Annotated in this window: 14 protein-coding genes; 6 read left to right on the top strand and 8 right to left on the bottom strand. The window is 72.2% G+C overall.

Annotation, left to right across the window (positions count from 1 at the left end):
- Positions 1-18 precede the first annotated feature (18 nt).
- Positions 19-429 (top strand): hypothetical protein, encoded by a 411-nt coding sequence (locus tag ACQEV1_RS37850; protein WP_285636349.1) that lies wholly within the window; start codon positions 19-21, stop codon positions 427-429.
- Here the strand turns inward: ACQEV1_RS37850 and glgX are convergent.
- From glgX to ACQEV1_RS37830, 4 genes are all read right to left on the bottom strand, one after another.
- A complete protein-coding gene (gene glgX / locus ACQEV1_RS37845; RefSeq protein ID WP_285636351.1) occupies positions 410-2,524 on the bottom strand; it encodes a glycogen debranching protein GlgX in 2,115 nt (704 codons plus the stop codon). The two genes, ACQEV1_RS37850 and glgX, sit on opposite strands and share 20 nt — an antisense overlap.
- A gap of 142 nt (positions 2,525-2,666) precedes the next feature.
- Complete coding sequence (locus ACQEV1_RS37840) at positions 2,667-3,938, bottom strand: MFS transporter (RefSeq protein WP_433400905.1); 1,272 nt, start codon at positions 3,936-3,938, stop codon at positions 2,667-2,669.
- Positions 3,939-4,027: 89 nt separating this feature from the next.
- The gene (locus ACQEV1_RS37835) at positions 4,028-5,458 is read right to left on the bottom strand and encodes a phosphodiester glycosidase family protein (RefSeq protein ID WP_433400902.1); all 1,431 of its coding nucleotides are present in this window, start codon (positions 5,456-5,458) and stop codon (positions 4,028-4,030) included.
- 96 nt (positions 5,459-5,554) lie between these two features.
- Positions 5,555-6,292: an SDR family oxidoreductase gene (locus ACQEV1_RS37830; RefSeq protein WP_285636360.1), complete on the bottom strand. Its 738-nt coding sequence runs from the start codon at positions 6,290-6,292 to the stop codon at positions 5,555-5,557.
- A gap of 62 nt (positions 6,293-6,354) precedes the next feature.
- Between ACQEV1_RS37830 and ACQEV1_RS37825 the strand changes: the two genes are divergently transcribed.
- Positions 6,355-6,972, top strand: a complete 618-nt coding sequence (locus ACQEV1_RS37825; protein ID WP_285581842.1) for a TetR/AcrR family transcriptional regulator — start codon at positions 6,355-6,357, stop codon at positions 6,970-6,972.
- A 9-nt stretch (positions 6,973-6,981) separates the two neighbouring features.
- On the opposite strand, the gene ACQEV1_RS37820 is transcribed toward ACQEV1_RS37825, so the two are convergent.
- The 4 genes from ACQEV1_RS37820 to ACQEV1_RS37805 form a co-directional block, all read right to left on the bottom strand.
- A complete protein-coding gene (locus tag ACQEV1_RS37820; protein WP_285581844.1) occupies positions 6,982-8,250 on the bottom strand; it encodes an MFS transporter in 1,269 nt (422 codons plus the stop codon).
- Complete coding sequence (locus ACQEV1_RS37815) at positions 8,247-8,771, bottom strand: MarR family winged helix-turn-helix transcriptional regulator (RefSeq protein WP_433400896.1); 525 nt, start codon at positions 8,769-8,771, stop codon at positions 8,247-8,249. Before ACQEV1_RS37815 ends, ACQEV1_RS37820 begins: the two co-directional genes overlap by 4 nt.
- A gap of 308 nt (positions 8,772-9,079) precedes the next feature.
- A complete protein-coding gene (locus ACQEV1_RS37810) occupies positions 9,080-9,268 on the bottom strand; it encodes a DUF2795 domain-containing protein (RefSeq protein WP_285636371.1) in 189 nt (62 codons plus the stop codon).
- Between the two features lie 269 nt (positions 9,269-9,537).
- Positions 9,538-10,080, bottom strand: a complete 543-nt coding sequence (locus tag ACQEV1_RS37805) for an MOSC domain-containing protein (protein WP_433400892.1) — start codon at positions 10,078-10,080, stop codon at positions 9,538-9,540.
- Positions 10,081-10,297: 217 nt separating this feature from the next.
- On the opposite strand from ACQEV1_RS37805, the gene ACQEV1_RS37800 reads away from it, so the two are divergent.
- From ACQEV1_RS37800 to ACQEV1_RS37785, 4 genes are read left to right on the top strand one after another with little or no spacing between them, the layout of a single operon-like run.
- A complete protein-coding gene (locus tag ACQEV1_RS37800; protein ID WP_285636377.1) occupies positions 10,298-11,191 on the top strand; it encodes an SIS domain-containing protein in 894 nt (297 codons plus the stop codon).
- 9 nt (positions 11,192-11,200) lie between these two features.
- Positions 11,201-12,061 carry a class II fructose-bisphosphate aldolase gene (locus ACQEV1_RS37795; RefSeq protein WP_433400888.1) on the top strand — a complete coding sequence of 287 codons (861 nt, stop codon included), beginning with the start codon at positions 11,201-11,203 and terminating at the stop codon, positions 12,059-12,061.
- Positions 12,058-13,380 carry an alpha-glucosidase/alpha-galactosidase gene (locus ACQEV1_RS37790; RefSeq protein ID WP_433400885.1) on the top strand — a complete coding sequence of 441 codons (1,323 nt, stop codon included), beginning with the start codon at positions 12,058-12,060 and terminating at the stop codon, positions 13,378-13,380. The genes ACQEV1_RS37795 and ACQEV1_RS37790 overlap by 4 nt, the downstream gene beginning before the upstream one ends.
- A complete protein-coding gene (locus ACQEV1_RS37785; RefSeq protein ID WP_433400882.1) occupies positions 13,377-14,330 on the top strand; it encodes a carbohydrate kinase family protein in 954 nt (317 codons plus the stop codon). The genes ACQEV1_RS37790 and ACQEV1_RS37785 overlap by 4 nt, the downstream gene beginning before the upstream one ends.
- Positions 14,331-15,068 lie beyond the last annotated feature (738 nt).

Raw genomic sequence — 15,068 nt, 5'->3', positions numbered from 1 at the left:
CCGGGAGAAGGAGACGCGTTGGAGATCGCCGCATTAGTCATGTGGGTGCTCACCGCGGTGGCGGGACTCCGCCCCCTCGTACGCCGGCTGTCCGAGGGCGGGCTCCGGCGGCAGGGCACCAAGGTCACCCGCTATCCGGTCGCGCTGCTCCTCGGCCATCCCGCACTCGCCCTGCTGGCCCTGGCGATCTGGGTGGTGTTCCTGCTGACGCGCAGCTCCGTGTACGCCTGGAGTTCCTTCGGCGCGCTGGTGCTGGTGACGCTGCTGGGCTTCACCATGTTCACGCGCTGGCTGACCGGCCAGGGCGGCAAGCACGCGCGGGACGGCGAGCAGGGCTTCCCGGTCGTCTCCGTCGTGGCCCACGCGGCGGTGGCGACGCTGACGTTCGTGCTCGTACTGCTCACCGCGATCACGGTGAGCCGTCACTGAGCCTCCGCAGGAGCAGCAGCCCGCGGTCGATCACCTCGATCTCGTCGCGGGCCTTGACCGGCTCGTGGCCGCTCACCAGGTCGGTCGCCGTGTCCAGGGCGATCTCCCAGCGCTCGCCGTACCCCTCCTCGGGCAGCCGGAAGACGATGCTCTCGGAGTGGGCGTTGAACAGGAGGAGGAAGGAGTCGTCGCGCACCCGCTGACCCCGGGTGTCCGGCTCGGTGATGGCGTCACCGTTGAGGTAGACCGCGACCGCGCGGGCGTACCCGGTGTGCCAGTCCGACTCCGTCATCTCCTCGCCGGCCGGCGTCAGCCAGACGAGGTCGCGCTCGCCGTCGAGGCCGGCGCCGTGCGTACGGCCCTCGAAGAAGCGGCGGCGCCGGAACACCGGGTGGTCGCCGCGCAGCGTCGAGACCCGCTGGACGAAGTCGCTGAGGTCGTCGTCGGTCCGCCACGACACCCAGGCGAGCTCGTTGTCCTGGCAGTAGGCGTTGTTGTTGCCGCGCTGGGTGCGGCCCAGCTCGTCGCCGTGGGAGATCATCGGCACGCCCTGCGACAGGAACAGCGTGGCGATGAGGTTGCGCTTCTGGCGCAGCCGCAGCGCGCGGATGTCCGCGTCGTCGGTCTCGCCCTCGGCGCCGTGGTTCCACGAGCGGTTGTCGTCGGTGCCGTCGCGGTTGTCCTCGCCGTTGGCCTCGTTGTGCTTGTGGTCGTAGGAGACCAGGTCGTGCAGGCTGAAGCCGTCGTGGCAGGTGACGAAGTTGATCGAGGCGAGCGGCCGGCGGCCGTCGTCGGCGTACAGGTCGCTGGAGCCGGTCAGGCGCGAGGCGAACTCCGGCAGCACCGGCTCACCGCGCCAGAAGTCGCGGACCGAGTCGCGGTATTTGCCGTTCCACTCCGTCCACAGCGGGGGGAAGTTGCCGACCTGGTAGCCGCCCTCGCCGACGTCCCACGGCTCGGCGATCAGCTTGACCTGCGAGACCACCGGGTCCTGCTGCACCAGGTCGAAGAAGGCGGACAGCCGGTCGACGTCGTGGAACTCCCGCGCCAGCGCCGACGCCAGGTCGAACCGGAAGCCGTCCACGTGCATCTCCAGCACCCAGTAGCGCAGCGAGTCCATGATCAGCTGAAGCGCGTGCGGATGCCGGACGTTGAGGCTGTTGCCGCAGCCGGTGTAGTCGAGGTTGTACCGCCGGTCGCTGTCGCTGAGCCGGTAGTACGCGGCGTTGTCGATGCCGCGGAAGCTCAGCGTCGGCCCCAGGTGGTCGCCCTCGGCGGTGTGGTTGTAGACCACGTCGAGGATCACCTCGATGCCCGCCTCGTGCAGGGTCCGCACCATCGCCTTGAACTCCAGCACCTGCTCGCCGCGCTGGCCGGAGGAGGAGTAGGCGTTGTGCGGGGCGAAGAAGCCGACCGTGTTGTAGCCCCAGTAGTTCGTCAGCCCGCGCGCGACCAGCGCGTGCTCGGAGACGAACTGGTGCACCGGCATCAGCTCGATCGCGGTCACGCCCAGCTCGATCAGGTGATCGACCATGGCCGGGTGCGCGAGACCCGCGTACGTGCCGCGCTGGCTCTTCGGGATCTGCGGATGCCGCCGGGTGAGGCCCTTGACGTGCGCCTCGTAGATCACCGTCTCGTTGTACGGCGTGTGCGGCGCGCGGTCGTCGCCCCAGTCGAAGAACGGGTTGATCACGACGTTCTTCGGCATGTACGGCGCGCTGTCCTCGGTGTTCATCTCCGACGGCGCGGCGAAGTGGTACGAGAAGACCGACTCGTGCCATCTCAGGTCGCCGTCGACCGCCTTGCCGTACGGGTCGAGCAGCAGCTTGGCCGGGTTGCACCGGTGACCGTACTTGGGCTCGTGCGGGCCGTACACCCGGTAGCCGTACCGCTGACCCGGGCCGACGCCGAGCACGTACCCGTGCCAGACGAAGCCGTCCACCTCGGGCAGCTCCAGCCGCGTCTCCCGCCCGCGGTCGTCGAACAGGCACAGCTCGACCCGCTGCGCCACCTCCGAGAACAGGGCGAAGTTGGTCCCGGTGCCGTCCCAGCTGGCACCCAAGGGGTACGGCGTACCAGGCCACACCTCGTGCATCGCTCTCCTCGGCCTGCGGCGGACTCTCCCACGTTGACAGATGGGTTGATTGTTGCCGCACCCGGAGAAATATGCGAACGGCGAGGCCGAGCGCGTGATCCGATCGTGACGCTGAGTACCTGGGCGTCGACTCTCCGGGGCGCTAAGTGGCCGTCTCGGGGGTGGCGACGGGATCTCGGCCGAACTCCACGCTGTGCGCCTCCTTGCCGAAGGCGGTCAGCAGGATCACGGCCAGCAGTGTCGGGGCCACCACGACCGCGAACGCGAACGAGTAGCTGTGCGAGTCGGCCAGGTGTTCCTGCAACGGCAGGTTGAGCGCGGCGAGGAGGTTGCCGAGCTGGTACGTCACCCCGGGATAGAAGCCCCGGATGGCGTCCGGTGACATCTCGGTGAGGTGCGCCGGGATGACGCCCCACGCGCCCTGCACGAAGAACTGCATCAGGAAGGACCCGATCAGCAGGAACGCCGTCGTCGTGGAGTAGGCGAACAGCGGCAGCGCGACCAGGGCCAGAATGGAGGACCCGACGATCGCCCGGCGCCGGCCGAAGCGCTGGGAGAGCGCGCCGACCAGCGTGCCGCCGAGGATGGCCCCGACGTTGTAGACCACGGCGATCCCGACCGCGTAGTGCGGGGAGTGACCGAGGCCCTTCTTGAGGAACGTGGGGTAGACGTCCTGCGTGCCGTGGCTCATGAAGTTGAACGCCGTCATGAGCAGCACGAGGTAGACGAACCGGATCAGCACCTTGCGGTCGAAGAAGACCCGGCGCAGCGGCGTGCGGGTGATCTGAAGGCGTTCGTTGGTGCGCTCCCAGGCCTCCGACTCGCCCACCCGGTAACGGATGTACAGCGCGATCAGTCCCGGGATGGCGCCGAACATGAACAGGCCCCGCCACCCGAACAGCGGCGTGATCACGAAGTACGCGACGGCGGCGACCAGGTAGCCGAGCGAGTAGCCGACCTGGAGCAGCCCGGAGAAGAAGCCGCGCTTGCCGACCGGGATCTTCTCCATCGCCAGTGACGCGCCGAGCCCCCACTCGCCGCCCATGCCCAGGCCGTACAGGAAGCGCAGCACCAGCAGCATGGTGAGCGAGGTCGAGAACCCGGAGATGAACTCGACGGCGGAGTAGAACAGCACGTCGACCATCAGCGGCAGGCGCCGGCCGGACTTGTCCGCCCAGATGCCGAACAGGTACGCGCCCACCGGCCGGGCGATCAGGGTCAGCGTCGTGGCGACGGTGACCTTCTCGGGCGAGGTGTCGAAGTCCTTGGCCACCTCGGTGATGACGAAGATGAGGAGGAAGTAGTCGAAGGCGTCCATCGTCCAGCCCAGCAGGGCGGCGAGGAAGGCGTTGCGTTGGTCGCGGTCGAGGCCGGAGGCCTGGTCGCGGATGTCACTGAGCAGGGGGAGGCTCATGTCGATCCTTTGTCCGATCCGTCGCTCCCAGTGATCCATCAATCAGACTCGCCGTCAAGATCTTCCTATCCGCGCGGCAAGGAGGTTGGTCAGCGACGTTTACGCCGCGCGTGGCCGGGATCGGCCCGGACGAACACGCCGACGCCGTTGGCGACGGCCCGTTCCGCGCCGCGCGACGGGGAGTTCCGTACGGACACGACGGGCTCGCCGGGCGTCCGCAGCACGAGAGTCGACGAGCCCCCACCGTCGAGGTCCATCGCGTCGTGCGCGCCCGCGCGCCGGAGCAGCAGGGCCAGCTCCGCGAGCGTCGCGCCGTGGCCGGCGGGGGAGCGGCCGTCCACGACGACGAGGTAGAGGTGCCGGCCGTTCGCGCTCACGCCCGCGGCCGTACGGGCGGCGCGGATGGCGGCGTCCAGGCCCGGCAGCGGCGCGCCGCCGCGCAGGATCGCGAAGCCGCCCACCGCGAACCGCAGGCGCGCCGGCCCGGCCAGGTCGTACGCGACGTGCACGTGGTCGCCCGGACGCAGTCGCCGCAGCACGTCCGCCCCGGCCTCCCGTCCGGCCAGCACGGTCGTGCCCGGCGGGATCGTCCCCCCGCCGACGGGGGCGGCGACCCGCGTCACCACCCCTCGCCGTACGGTCACCTCGGCGGCGTCGGCGCTGCACGGGGCACGGCGTACGGCGTCGGTGCCGCAGACCGCACGCCGCCGCGACGCCGAACCCCAGTGGTTCGTGAACAGCCCGACACCCCCGACCGGCAGGGCGTACTGGTTGAGGCCGCCCAGCGGGATGCTCAGCCGCCCGTCGGGTGCGCGCCGTGACGCGTGCACTCGCCGCGGATGCCGTCGCCCCGGGTGCCGTACGCGCAGGGCCGAGTCGTCGGCCTCGTCCGCGTCGTCGTCCAGGTCGTCGTCGAGATCCTCGTCCGGCGGCCCGTGTACGGGGCCTCGCGGGGGCCGGGCCACGGGAGCGTTCGCCGGGGGCCCGAGCGGTCCCTGGACGGTGACGGTCCCGTTCAGGCGCAGTGTCGTCATCCGCCCGACGCGGTCGGCGCCGACGCCGATGACCTCCTCGGTCGTCGCGCCGAGCGGGCGGCGCGGGCCGAACCGCTGTCCCTCGGGCACGGCCGCCTTCAGCGCCCGCCCGTCCGCCATCTCCGGGCCGACGGCCGCCCCGGTCGCCGGCACCCCCCGATGCGACTCGCTGATGTTGAAGAAGTCCCCGTTGACGCCGGCCACCGCGTGCTGCGCGTCGGCCATCAGCGACACGCGCTCCCGCGCCGCCACGACCGGCGGGTGCAGCAGCCCGACGGTGACCCGCGGCTCGCTCAGGTCGACGTCGAGCAGGTACCCCTGCACCGGACCCCGCGCCCCGGCGGCGGCGAAGGCGCGGAACACCACCCCCGGCCACACCCGCGAGGCCGCGGTGAAGTGCGGCGGCCATGCCCCGGCCGTCGCGGCCGGCGCCGCGGCGCCCGCCGCGACCGTCACGAGCAGCAGGGACAGAGTCCGTCTCGGCACCGGCCAACGCCCTTCATTCGGCTCCCTCGGCGCCGATCATCCTTCAGGGATCGAGGCCGGGGATCCAGCCGCGCGGGGGTGTGTCCCGCTCCCGGATCAGGCCTGGGCGGTGGGGCGGACGACGATTTCCCCCACATCGACATCGGCCGGTTGTTCGATCGCGAAAGCGATGGCGCGGGCGATAGCGTCCGGCGCGATGGCGAACGCGTCCCTGGACCGGACGATCCGGGCTCTGACCTCCTCATCGGCGATGCCGTCCGCGAAGTCCGTCGCCACGAAACCCGGCGAGATGACCGTGACGCGCAGGGAGTCGCCGGCCTCCTGGCGCAGGCCCTCGGAGATGGCGCGGACGGCGAGTTTCGTACCGGCGTAGACCGCCTGGTCCGGGACGATGCGCAGGCCCGCCGTGGAGGCGGTGTTCACGAAGTGCCCGAACCCCTGCTCGCGGAAGACCGGCAGCGCCGCCGCGATCCCGTACAGGACGCCCTTGACGTTGACGTCGACCATCGCCTCCCAGTCCTCGACGCGCAGGTCGTCGAGAGGGGAGATGGGGCCGATGCCGGCGTTGTTCACCAGGACGTCGAGCCGGCCGTAGCGCTCGCGCGCCAGACCGACGAGCGCGGTCAGGTCCGCGCGCCGCGTCACGTCGGTGGGCGCACAGGCGGCGTCGCCGCCGGCCTCGGTGATGCGCTCCGTCAGTTCCGCGAGCCGGTCCGCCCGGCGCGCGCCGAGCACGACCTTCGCCCCGCTCTCGGCGAGGCGCAGCGCGGTGGCCGCGCCGATGCCGCCGCTCGCCCCGGTGATGGCGACGACCTTGTCCTTGATCTGTGACATGTGACCTCCCGCCAGCCAATGTAAGATAGGTCTTACATTCACGCGAATCGGAGGAGGCACAGGTGGCGCGGCGCGGCACCTACCATCACGGCGATCTGCGGGCCGCGCTCGTCGACGCGGCCCTCGCGCTGGTCGCCGAACACGGCGTCGAGGCGCTGTCCGTGGCCGAGGCCGCCCGGCGTACGGGAGTCAGCCCGGCGGCGCCGTACCGTCACTTCCCCACGCGTCAGGCGCTGCTCGCGGCCACCGCGACGCGTGCGGCCGAGCTTCTCGCGGGGGAGCTGCGCGAGGCGCTCGCGGGCGAGCCGTCCGGCGACCCCGGTGAGGCGCTCGCCGTCACCGCGGGCGTGTACGCGCGGTTCGTGGTGCGTCATCACGCCGGGTTCGACCTGATCTTCGCCGACGGGCTGCGCGACCTCGGCGACGAGGGGCTGGCCACGGCCGGGCGCGCGGTCATGGACCTGCTGCTGCCCGTCGCCATGGAGATCACCGGCGGCGACGCCCCGGCCGCGCTGACCCTCCTGGAACGACACGTCGCGGCCGCGCACGGCTACGCGGTGCTGCACCTGAGCGGCTTCCTGCGCCGCCGGATCCCGGACGTCGACGGCATCGCCGCGGGCGCGGCCGAGGTCGGTCGCACCCTCGCCCGCGCCGCGCGGCCCGATGCCGAGGAGTCCTGAACGCCGGGCTCAGCCGGACGAGCCGAGCTCCTCGGCCAGGGCCTCCTCTTCGGCCCGGTCCTCGGCGGTACGGCCCGCCTCGGCCTCCTGGGCGCGTTCGGCCTCGCCGAGCAGGCGATGGCCGGTGGCCAGCACGACGATGCCGAGCGCGATGGCGGCCGAGCCCACGTAGAAGGGCACGTGCACGTTCGAATGCTCGGCGATCTTCCCGGCCGCGAACGGGGCGAGGCCGCCGCCGATGAAGCGGACGAACCCGTACGCCGCCGACGCCACCGGCCGCTCCACCGGCGCGACGGTCATGACGGCCTGCGTGGTGATGGTGTTGTTCACGCCGATGAAGATCCCAGCGATGATCACGGCGATGATCAGCACCGTCTTCGAGGTGGTGAACACCGCGATGACCAGCACGTCCACGGCGAACAGCGCGAGGTTCACGTACAGCGCCCGCGCGATGCCGAGCCGGGCCTGCAGCCGCGGCGCGCCGAAGATGGCGAAGATCGCGACGAACACGCCCCAGCCGGTGAAGACGTACCCGAGCTCGTGGGCGCCCAGGTCCATCGGGAACGGCGCGTACCCCAGCACCGTGAAGAAGCCCCAGTTGTAGCAGAGGGCGGTCAGGGCCATCGTGAGCAGGCCACGGTGCCGCAGCGCCTTGATCGGGTCGGCGATCGACGTACGGTGCTCGGGCCGGGGCGTGGGCTGCACCAGGACCACCGTGGCGATGAGCGCGATCGCCATCAGAACCGTCACGCCGAAGAACGGCCCGCGCCACGTGATGGCACCCAGCTCGCCGCCGAGCAGCGGGCCGATCGCGATGCCGATCCCCAGCGCTGTCTCGTACAGGATGATCGCCCCGGCGAAGCCGCCGCTGGCCGAGCCGACGATCACCGCCAGGGACGTGGCGATGAACAGCGCGTTGCCCAGTCCCCAGCCGGCCCGGAAGCCGACGATGCCCGAGATCGAGTCCGCCGACCCGGCCAGCGCGCTGAACACCACGATGAGGATCAGGCCGGCGACGAGCGTCCGCTTGGCGCCGATGCGGCTGGAGACGAAGCCGGTCACGAGCATCGCGACCGCCGTCACGACCAGGTAGCTGGTGAACAGCAGTTCCACCTGGCTGGGGCTGGCGTTCAGTTTCGTCGACAGCGCGGGCAGGATCGGGTCCACCAGCCCGATGCCCATGAAGGAGATGACACAGGCGAACGCCACGGCCCACACGGCGCGCGGCTGCCGGAACGGATTGCTCTGGGGGGCGTGCGAACTGCTGGAATGGCTCAACGGTCCCGTCCTGGGGTGAGAGGTTCGGCCGGGTTCGTGCGGCTTGTGTCCTGTTCTGTGCCATGCGGGCGTCGCTCGGTGAGTCTGCGGATGACCGGCAGCGCCTCGAGCACGGCGGCGCCGAGCGCCGCCTCCTCCTCGGGCGGCAGGGTGGCGAGCACCTCGGCCAGCTCGGCGGCCCGCGAACGCCGGCGGTCGGCGAGCAGCCGCCGCCCGGCGTCGGTGATGTGCACCCAGACCAGCCGCCGGTCGTCGGGATCGCGGTTGCGCTCGACGAACCCCTGCCGCTCCAGCCGCTGGACGAGCTGCGTCATCGAGGGCTGGGCGACCCCTTCCTCGACGGCGAGCGAGGTGAGACGACGGGGACCGTCCTGCTCGAGCCGGGCGAGCGTCGACGCGGTCGTGAAGCTGATGTCCCGAGGCGCCCCGGTACGCCGGAGCGCGAACCGGGAGAGCTCGTCCAGCCCTGCCGCGACAGAGGCCCGCGTGGCAGAACGTGATGTATCGGACTCTGCGCGCATGTCTGGAAAAATATCACATGCCTATATAGATGGCCTATGTATCGCTCTCTGGAGGCGGAGAGGCGGTCGTCGCCGACGCGTGTCCGGGTGGGCGGTTATCCACAGCTGCCGCGGGGATCTGCGCAGGCGGAGCCGCAGGCTGGACAATGGAAGTGGGGTCGCCCCCCAGGGCGGGCGGGGACCGCGGGCGGGACCGCGGGCGGGGCCTGCGGGCGGGGACCGTGGGCGGGGCCTGCGGGCGGGGAGTGGCTAGGGGTGTTCGGGAGCGGCGTCCCGGGCCCGGGGATGGCCGGGCCCGGGGGTTCTCGTCAGGTGTGGGCCACCGCGCTGCTGACGCGGTTGGGGCCGTCGTACTCGCCCTCCGGAAGCCGGGTCAGCTCATCCAGGACGTTCTCTGGAGCCCCCTTCTCCTTCGCGTGTTCCACCAGCTGTTCCTTCGTTGCCGGATAGCTCATGCCGGACAGGTACTTCTGCACGTCGATGAAGTCCTGAGCCATGACAGACCCTCCTTTCTCGGGACGAGGTAGGCCCTACCCGATACGGCACGCCGGAACACGACCGCTCCTCCGCCCCGACCACCGGCGTTCTCGGCCGCCGGTCGCCACGGCGAACACGTGCCTCGGGTTCGCGCCGCTCGACACGCCCCGGCTGATGTTCGGCAGGGTGATGCGCCGCACCGGCTTGCCCGGCTGCGGTTTCACCGTCGACAGGCACAGGCGGACCGTCTGGTTCCGCCTCCCGGCCGCGGTGGTGACGCGGCCGTGGGTCAGACCGGTTCGAGGGCGCGGTGGGGCTCCGCCGGGAGTTCGACTCTGATCGGGTCGCCGGGGCGGACCTGGCCGCCCGTCCGTACGACGCTCATGATGCCGGCCTTGCGTACGACGTTTCCGTTCTCGTCGCGGCCGAGGACCTGCTTGAGCAGGCCGGCCTGGAAGTCGTCGATCTGGCGGCACGGGTTGCGCAGCCCCGTGACCTCCACCACCGCGGTGTCACCGAGGTGCAGGAGCGTGCCGGTCGGCAGCGCGAGCAGGTCCAGGCCGCGTGTGGTGACGTTCTCGCCGAGCCGGCCGGGCTCGACCGCGAAACCCTCGCGTGCGACCTCGGTGAAGAGCTCCTCGTGGATGAGGTGGACCTGGCGGAGGTTCGGCTGGGACGGGTCCCGCGCCACCCGTGATCGGTGCTTGACCGTCACGCCCGCGTGCACGTCCCCCTCCACGCCGAGCCCGGCGAGGAGCGTGATGCCCTCCCGGTTCGGCTTCGTGAAGGAGTACTCGCCGTTGCGGCTGACCGCCACGACCGTGCCGTCCATCTCCCCGATCCCCTTTCGCCGTACGCCGCGAACCAGCCTAGAGGTCGGTCCGCCACGGCGAGCAGGCGAGACCGGGCACGGACCGTGCGCGATGTGATCACATGTCGGGCCGCCCCTGGAGACGTGCGCGGTCATTGCGCGGTTGTGAGCATTTGTGCTATCAAACCATCAGATCTGATCACGGCCGCCTGAACGCGCGGCTCAGAACGGAGTGACCGTGACGACGCACGTCGAGACAGAGATCGCGGACCAGCCGGCCTGCTGGCAACGGGCCGTGGAGCTCGCCGCCACGCCCCTGCCCGGCCTGCCCGAGCCCGGGGAGCGCGTCGCCGTGGTCGGCTGCGGCACCTCGCTGTTCATCGCGCAGGCGTACGCCGCCCTGCGCGAGGGCGCGGGCCAGGGCGAGACCGACGCGTTCGCCGCGTCGGAGGCGCCGGCCGGCCGGCGGTACGACCGGGTCGTCGCGCTGAGCCGGTCCGGCACCACCACCGAGATCCTCGAACTCCTGGGTGAGCTGCGGGGCACGGTGCGCACCACCGCGATCACCGGCGACCCCACGACGCCGGTCATGACGGCCGCCGACGACGTCGTCGTCCTCGACTTCGCCGACGAGCGGTCGGTCGTGCAGACGCGCTTCGCCACCACCACGCTCGCGCTGCTCCGCGCCCACCTGAAGCTGGACGTCGCGTCGGCGATCGCGGACGCGCGCCGGGCCGTCGTCGAGGAGCTCCCGCCGGGCGTCGCCGACCGTACCCAGTTCACCTTCCTGGGCACGGGCTGGACCGTCGGCCTGGCCTCCGAGGCCGCGCTGAAGATGCGGGAGGCGTCGCTGAGCTGGGCGGAGTCCTACCCGGCCAAGGAGTACCGGCACGGCCCCATCGCGATCACCGACGAGCGCTCGGCGGTGTGGATGTTCGGCCCGGCTCCGGAGGGCCTGGAGGAGCAGGTACGGGAGACGGGCGGCCTGTGGGTGCAGCCGGACCTCGACCCCGCCGCGTCGCTCATCCTCGCGCAGCGCCTGGCCGTGACCCTGGCGGCCGCGCGCGGGCTGGAGCCCGACACTCCGCGCCACCTGACCCGCTCGGTCATCCTGCGTCCGGCCGCCGGCTGAGGAGCGCGCATGCCACTCGTTCCCACCGCGACCGTCGTCGGCGCCGCGCGCGCCGACGGGCGGGGCGCCGCCGCGTTCAACGTCATCCAGGTCGAGCACGCCCAGGCGATCGTGGCCGGTGCCGAACGCGCGGGCGCCCCGGTGATCCTGCAGCTCAGCCAGAACGCCGTGCGGTACCACGGCGCGCTCCGGCCGATCGCCGCGGCGACCCGCGCCGTCGCCGAACTCGCTACCACCTCGGTCGCCCTCCACCTCGACCACGCCACCGAGCGCTCCCTCGTGGAAGAGGCGGTCGAGCTCGGCTTCGGGTCGGTGATGTACGACGCCTCGGCGCTCCCGTACGAGGAGAACGTCACCGCCACCGCCGAGGTGGCACGGGCCTGTCACGGCCACGACGTCTGGGTGGAGGCGGAGCTCGGGGAGATCGGCGGCAAGGACGGCGTGCACGCGCCCGGCGCGCGTACCGACCCCGGCGAGGCGGCCGCGTACGTCGCCGCCACGGGCGTGGACGGCCTGGCCGTGGCGGTGGGCACCTCGCACGCGATGCTCACCCGCGACGCCGCGCTGGACTTCGCCCTCATCACCGCGCTGCGCGACGCCGTGCCGGTGCCCCTGGTGCTGCACGGCTCCTCCGGCGTGGCCGACGCCGACCTGGCGGCCGCCGTCGCGGCCGGCATGACCAAGATCAATATCGCCACCCAGCTCAACAAGGTGTTCACGGGCGCCGCGCGCGAGCGTCTCGCCGCCGACCCCGCTCTGGTCGACACCCGCAAGTACCTCGGCCCCGCGCGGGACGCCACCGCCGCCGAGGTGGCCCGCCTGCTCGGCGTGCTGCGGTCCGCTCCTCCCACGGAAGGCTCCCCGACATGACTGAACCGTTCCGCGTCGTTTTCGTCGGCGCCGGCTCGGTGGTCTTCACCCGGCAACTGCTGCGCGACATCTTCTCCTTCCCCGAGCTGGCGAACGTCCGGATCGCCCTGCACGACATCGACCCGCAGCGGCTCTCGGTGGCCGAGGCGCTGGCGCACCGTACGGCCGCACGCCACGGCGCGAAGCCGGAGATCGTCGCGAGCACCGACCGCCGTACGGCCCTGGAGGGCGCGCAGGCCGTCGTGAACATGGTCGCCATCGGCGGTCACGCCGCGACCGTGACCGACTTCGAGGTGCCCGCGCGGTTCGGGCTCCGGCAGACGATCGGTGACACCCTCGGCATCGGCGGGATCTTCCGCGCGCTGCGCACCTTCCCGTTCCTGGAGGCGCTGGCCGCCGACATGGCCGCCGTGTGCCCGGACGCGTGGCTGCTCAACTACACGAACCCGATGGCGATGAACCTGCAGTACCTCGCGACCGTCGCCCCGGACCTGAAGGCCGCCGGGCTCTGCCACTCGGTCTACTGGACGGTACGCGACCTGTGCGCGCTCGTCGGCGTCCCGTACGAGGAGGTCGACGTCGTCTCGGCCGGCGTCAACCACCAGGCCTGGATCCTGCGTTGGGAGCACCGGGGACGCGACCTGTACCCGGCGCTGGACGCGGCGATCGCCGCCGACCCGGAACTGCTCCGCCGCGTACGGGTCGACATGTACCGGCGTCTCGGCCACTACCCGACCGAGACCAGCGAGCACTCCTCGGAGTACGTGCCCTGGTACCTGCGCGACACGACCGAGATCGAGCGGCTGCGCATCCCGGTCGACGACTACGTCGGGATCAGCGCCGCCAACCTCGCCGAGTACGAGTCCGTCCGCGACGCGCTGGCGGCCGGCCGCGAGCCGGAGCCGGGCGAGGAGGAGGACGCCGCGGAGTACGCGCCCCAGGTGATCCACAGTCTCGCCACCGGCACGCTGCGCACCATCCAGGTCACGACGCCCAACACCGGGCTGATCACGAACCTGCCGGCCGGGGCCGGCGTCGAGGTGCCGGCGACGCTGGACCGGCTCGGCGTGCACCCCCACCACGTAGGGGCACTGCCGCCGCAGCTCGCGGCGCTGAACCGGAGTTTCCTCAACGTGGTGGACCTGACCGTCGCCGCCGCCGTCGAGGGCGACCCGCGGCACGTACGGCACGCCGCCATGGCCGATCCCGCCACCGCCGCGACGCTGAACGTCTCGCAGATCTGGGACCTCTGCGACGCCATGACCGAGGCGCACGGCGACGCCCTGCCGCCCGCCCTGCGCGGATCGCTCCGGCCGTGATCGACCTCCTGGTCGTCGGCGACGCCAACCCCGACGTACTGGTCTCGGGCGCGCCCGAGACGCCGCCCGCGGGCCAGGCCGAGACGCTCGTGGACAGTGGCACGCTGGCCCTGGGCGGATCGGCCGCGATCGTGGCCTGCGGCGCGGCACGCCTCGGCCTGTCCACCGCGCTCGCCGCCACGGTCGGCCGCGACGCGGCCGGCGACTTCGTCCTCGACACGCTCCGCGCCGCCGGCGTGGACGTCGGCGCCTGCGTACGGCACGAGACCCTGCCGACCGCCCTGACCGTGTGCCTCAACCGGGCCGACGGCGACCGTGCGATCCTGACCGCCCCCGGCTGCCTGCCCGCCTTCGACGCCGCGCAGGTGCCGGAGGTGAGCGCGCGCCACGTGCACGCGGCGTCGTACTTCCTCCAGCCGCGCCTCGCCGCCGGCCTGCCCGCGCTGCTGGAACGATTCCGGAGCACGGGCGCGTCCACGTCGCTGGACACCAACGACGACCCGGCGGGGGAGTGGCGGCTCGCGCCGGGCCTGCTGGCCGCCTGCGACTTCGTCCTGCCGAACGAGGCCGAGGCGCTCGCCCTGGCCGGAGCGCTCACCGGGGATCCGGTGAGCGCGCTGCCGGTGGCCCTGACGAGGCTCGCGGCGGCCGGCCCGGTACCGGTGGTGAAGCGGGGCGGCGACGGCGCCGTGGCCCGGCACGAGGACACGGACGTGACCGCACGGGGCCCGCGCGTCACCCCGGTCGATACTGTCGGCGCCGGCGACGGCTTCGACGCGGGCTTCCTGGCGGGCCGGCTGGCGAAAGGAGACCTCGCGGAGGCCCTGGCCTGGGCCTGCGCGTGCGGAGCCCTGTCGACCCGCGCCGCCGGAGGCACCGCCGCCCAGCCGACCCGCGCCGAAGCCGAGCCCGCCGCCGCCAAGATCCAGATAACCCGCGAACCCGTGTGACCCGCACGGACGAGGCTGACCCGTAGGAACGGGGGTGACTCGCACGGGCGGTGGTGACCCGCGTGGGCGGTGGTGACTCGCACGGACGTCGGTGACCCGCGTGGACGGTGGTGACTCGCACGGACGAAGGTGACCGGCACGGACCGGGTGACCGGCACGGACGGGGTGATTCGCGTGGGTGGCGGTGACCCGCACGAACGGGGATGACCCGCATGCGCGGCGCGGCTGTGACCTGTGCGCGCTGAGCGGCTGTGACCTGCGCGGGCAGGACGGTACTTCGGCGACCTTGGCCGGAATCTGCCGCAGAGTCGGGACGCGGATGCCTATATATGCCTGGATATGCCTCGGGAACGGCCGCTGCCGACACGCGGCGGCCGCGTGAGAACCCCGCGCCGTCTAGACCGTTGGCCCTAGGACGGTAAGTGTCGGGGCGTTCTTCTGTGAGAAGAAAATTCTTCTCACAGAAGAACGCCCCAGCCGACATGCCCTCGCCCCGGAGCCGACGGTGGCGGTGGAGCTGAAAGCGTGTGGTGCGGTGGCCTGCGGACGATCGCTGGCCGGCGATGTGCGGTCTGCGATGTTCGGCCGGGTGGGGTGCGGCAGGGTGGTGCGCGGCCCGGGTGGCGCGGACCGGTGGGGCGTGGCCGGTGGAGTGCGGTGGGATGCGGACGGTGTGGTGTGGGCGGCGGTGCTCGGGGCGCGGCCTGGTCGGCGTCATCGGCGAGCTTCGCCGGGCGC

This window comes from Actinoallomurus sp. CA-142502 (genome assembly GCF_050936355.1).
In the GTDB taxonomy this organism is placed as follows: domain Bacteria; phylum Actinomycetota; class Actinomycetes; order Streptosporangiales; family Streptosporangiaceae; genus Actinoallomurus; species Actinoallomurus iriomotensis.
The sequence above is the reverse complement of the archived record's forward strand: the minus strand, read 5'-3'. Positions and strand labels throughout refer to the sequence as shown.

Excerpts from the sequence above, each read along its gene's own strand:
- ACQEV1_RS37830 (WP_285636360.1), bottom strand. The coding sequence starts at position 6,292 with ATGTCACAGATCAAGGACAAGGTCGTCGCCATCACCGGGGCGAGCGGC.
- ACQEV1_RS37795 (WP_433400888.1), top strand. The coding sequence starts at position 11,201 with ATGCCACTCGTTCCCACCGCGACCGTCGTCGGCGCCGCGCGCGCCGAC.
- ACQEV1_RS37790 (WP_433400885.1), top strand. The coding sequence starts at position 12,058 with ATGACTGAACCGTTCCGCGTCGTTTTCGTCGGCGCCGGCTCGGTGGTC.
- ACQEV1_RS37805 (WP_433400892.1), bottom strand. The coding sequence starts at position 10,080 with ATGGACGGCACGGTCGTGGCGGTCAGCCGCAACGGCGAGTACTCCTTC.
- ACQEV1_RS37840 (WP_433400905.1), bottom strand. The coding sequence starts at position 3,938 with ATGAGCCTCCCCCTGCTCAGTGACATCCGCGACCAGGCCTCCGGCCTC.
- ACQEV1_RS37815 (WP_433400896.1), bottom strand. The coding sequence starts at position 8,771 with ATGCGCGCAGAGTCCGATACATCACGTTCTGCCACGCGGGCCTCTGTC.
- glgX (WP_285636351.1), bottom strand. The coding sequence starts at position 2,524 with ATGCACGAGGTGTGGCCTGGTACGCCGTACCCCTTGGGTGCCAGCTGG.
- ACQEV1_RS37810 (WP_285636371.1), bottom strand. The coding sequence starts at position 9,268 with ATGGCTCAGGACTTCATCGACGTGCAGAAGTACCTGTCCGGCATGAGC.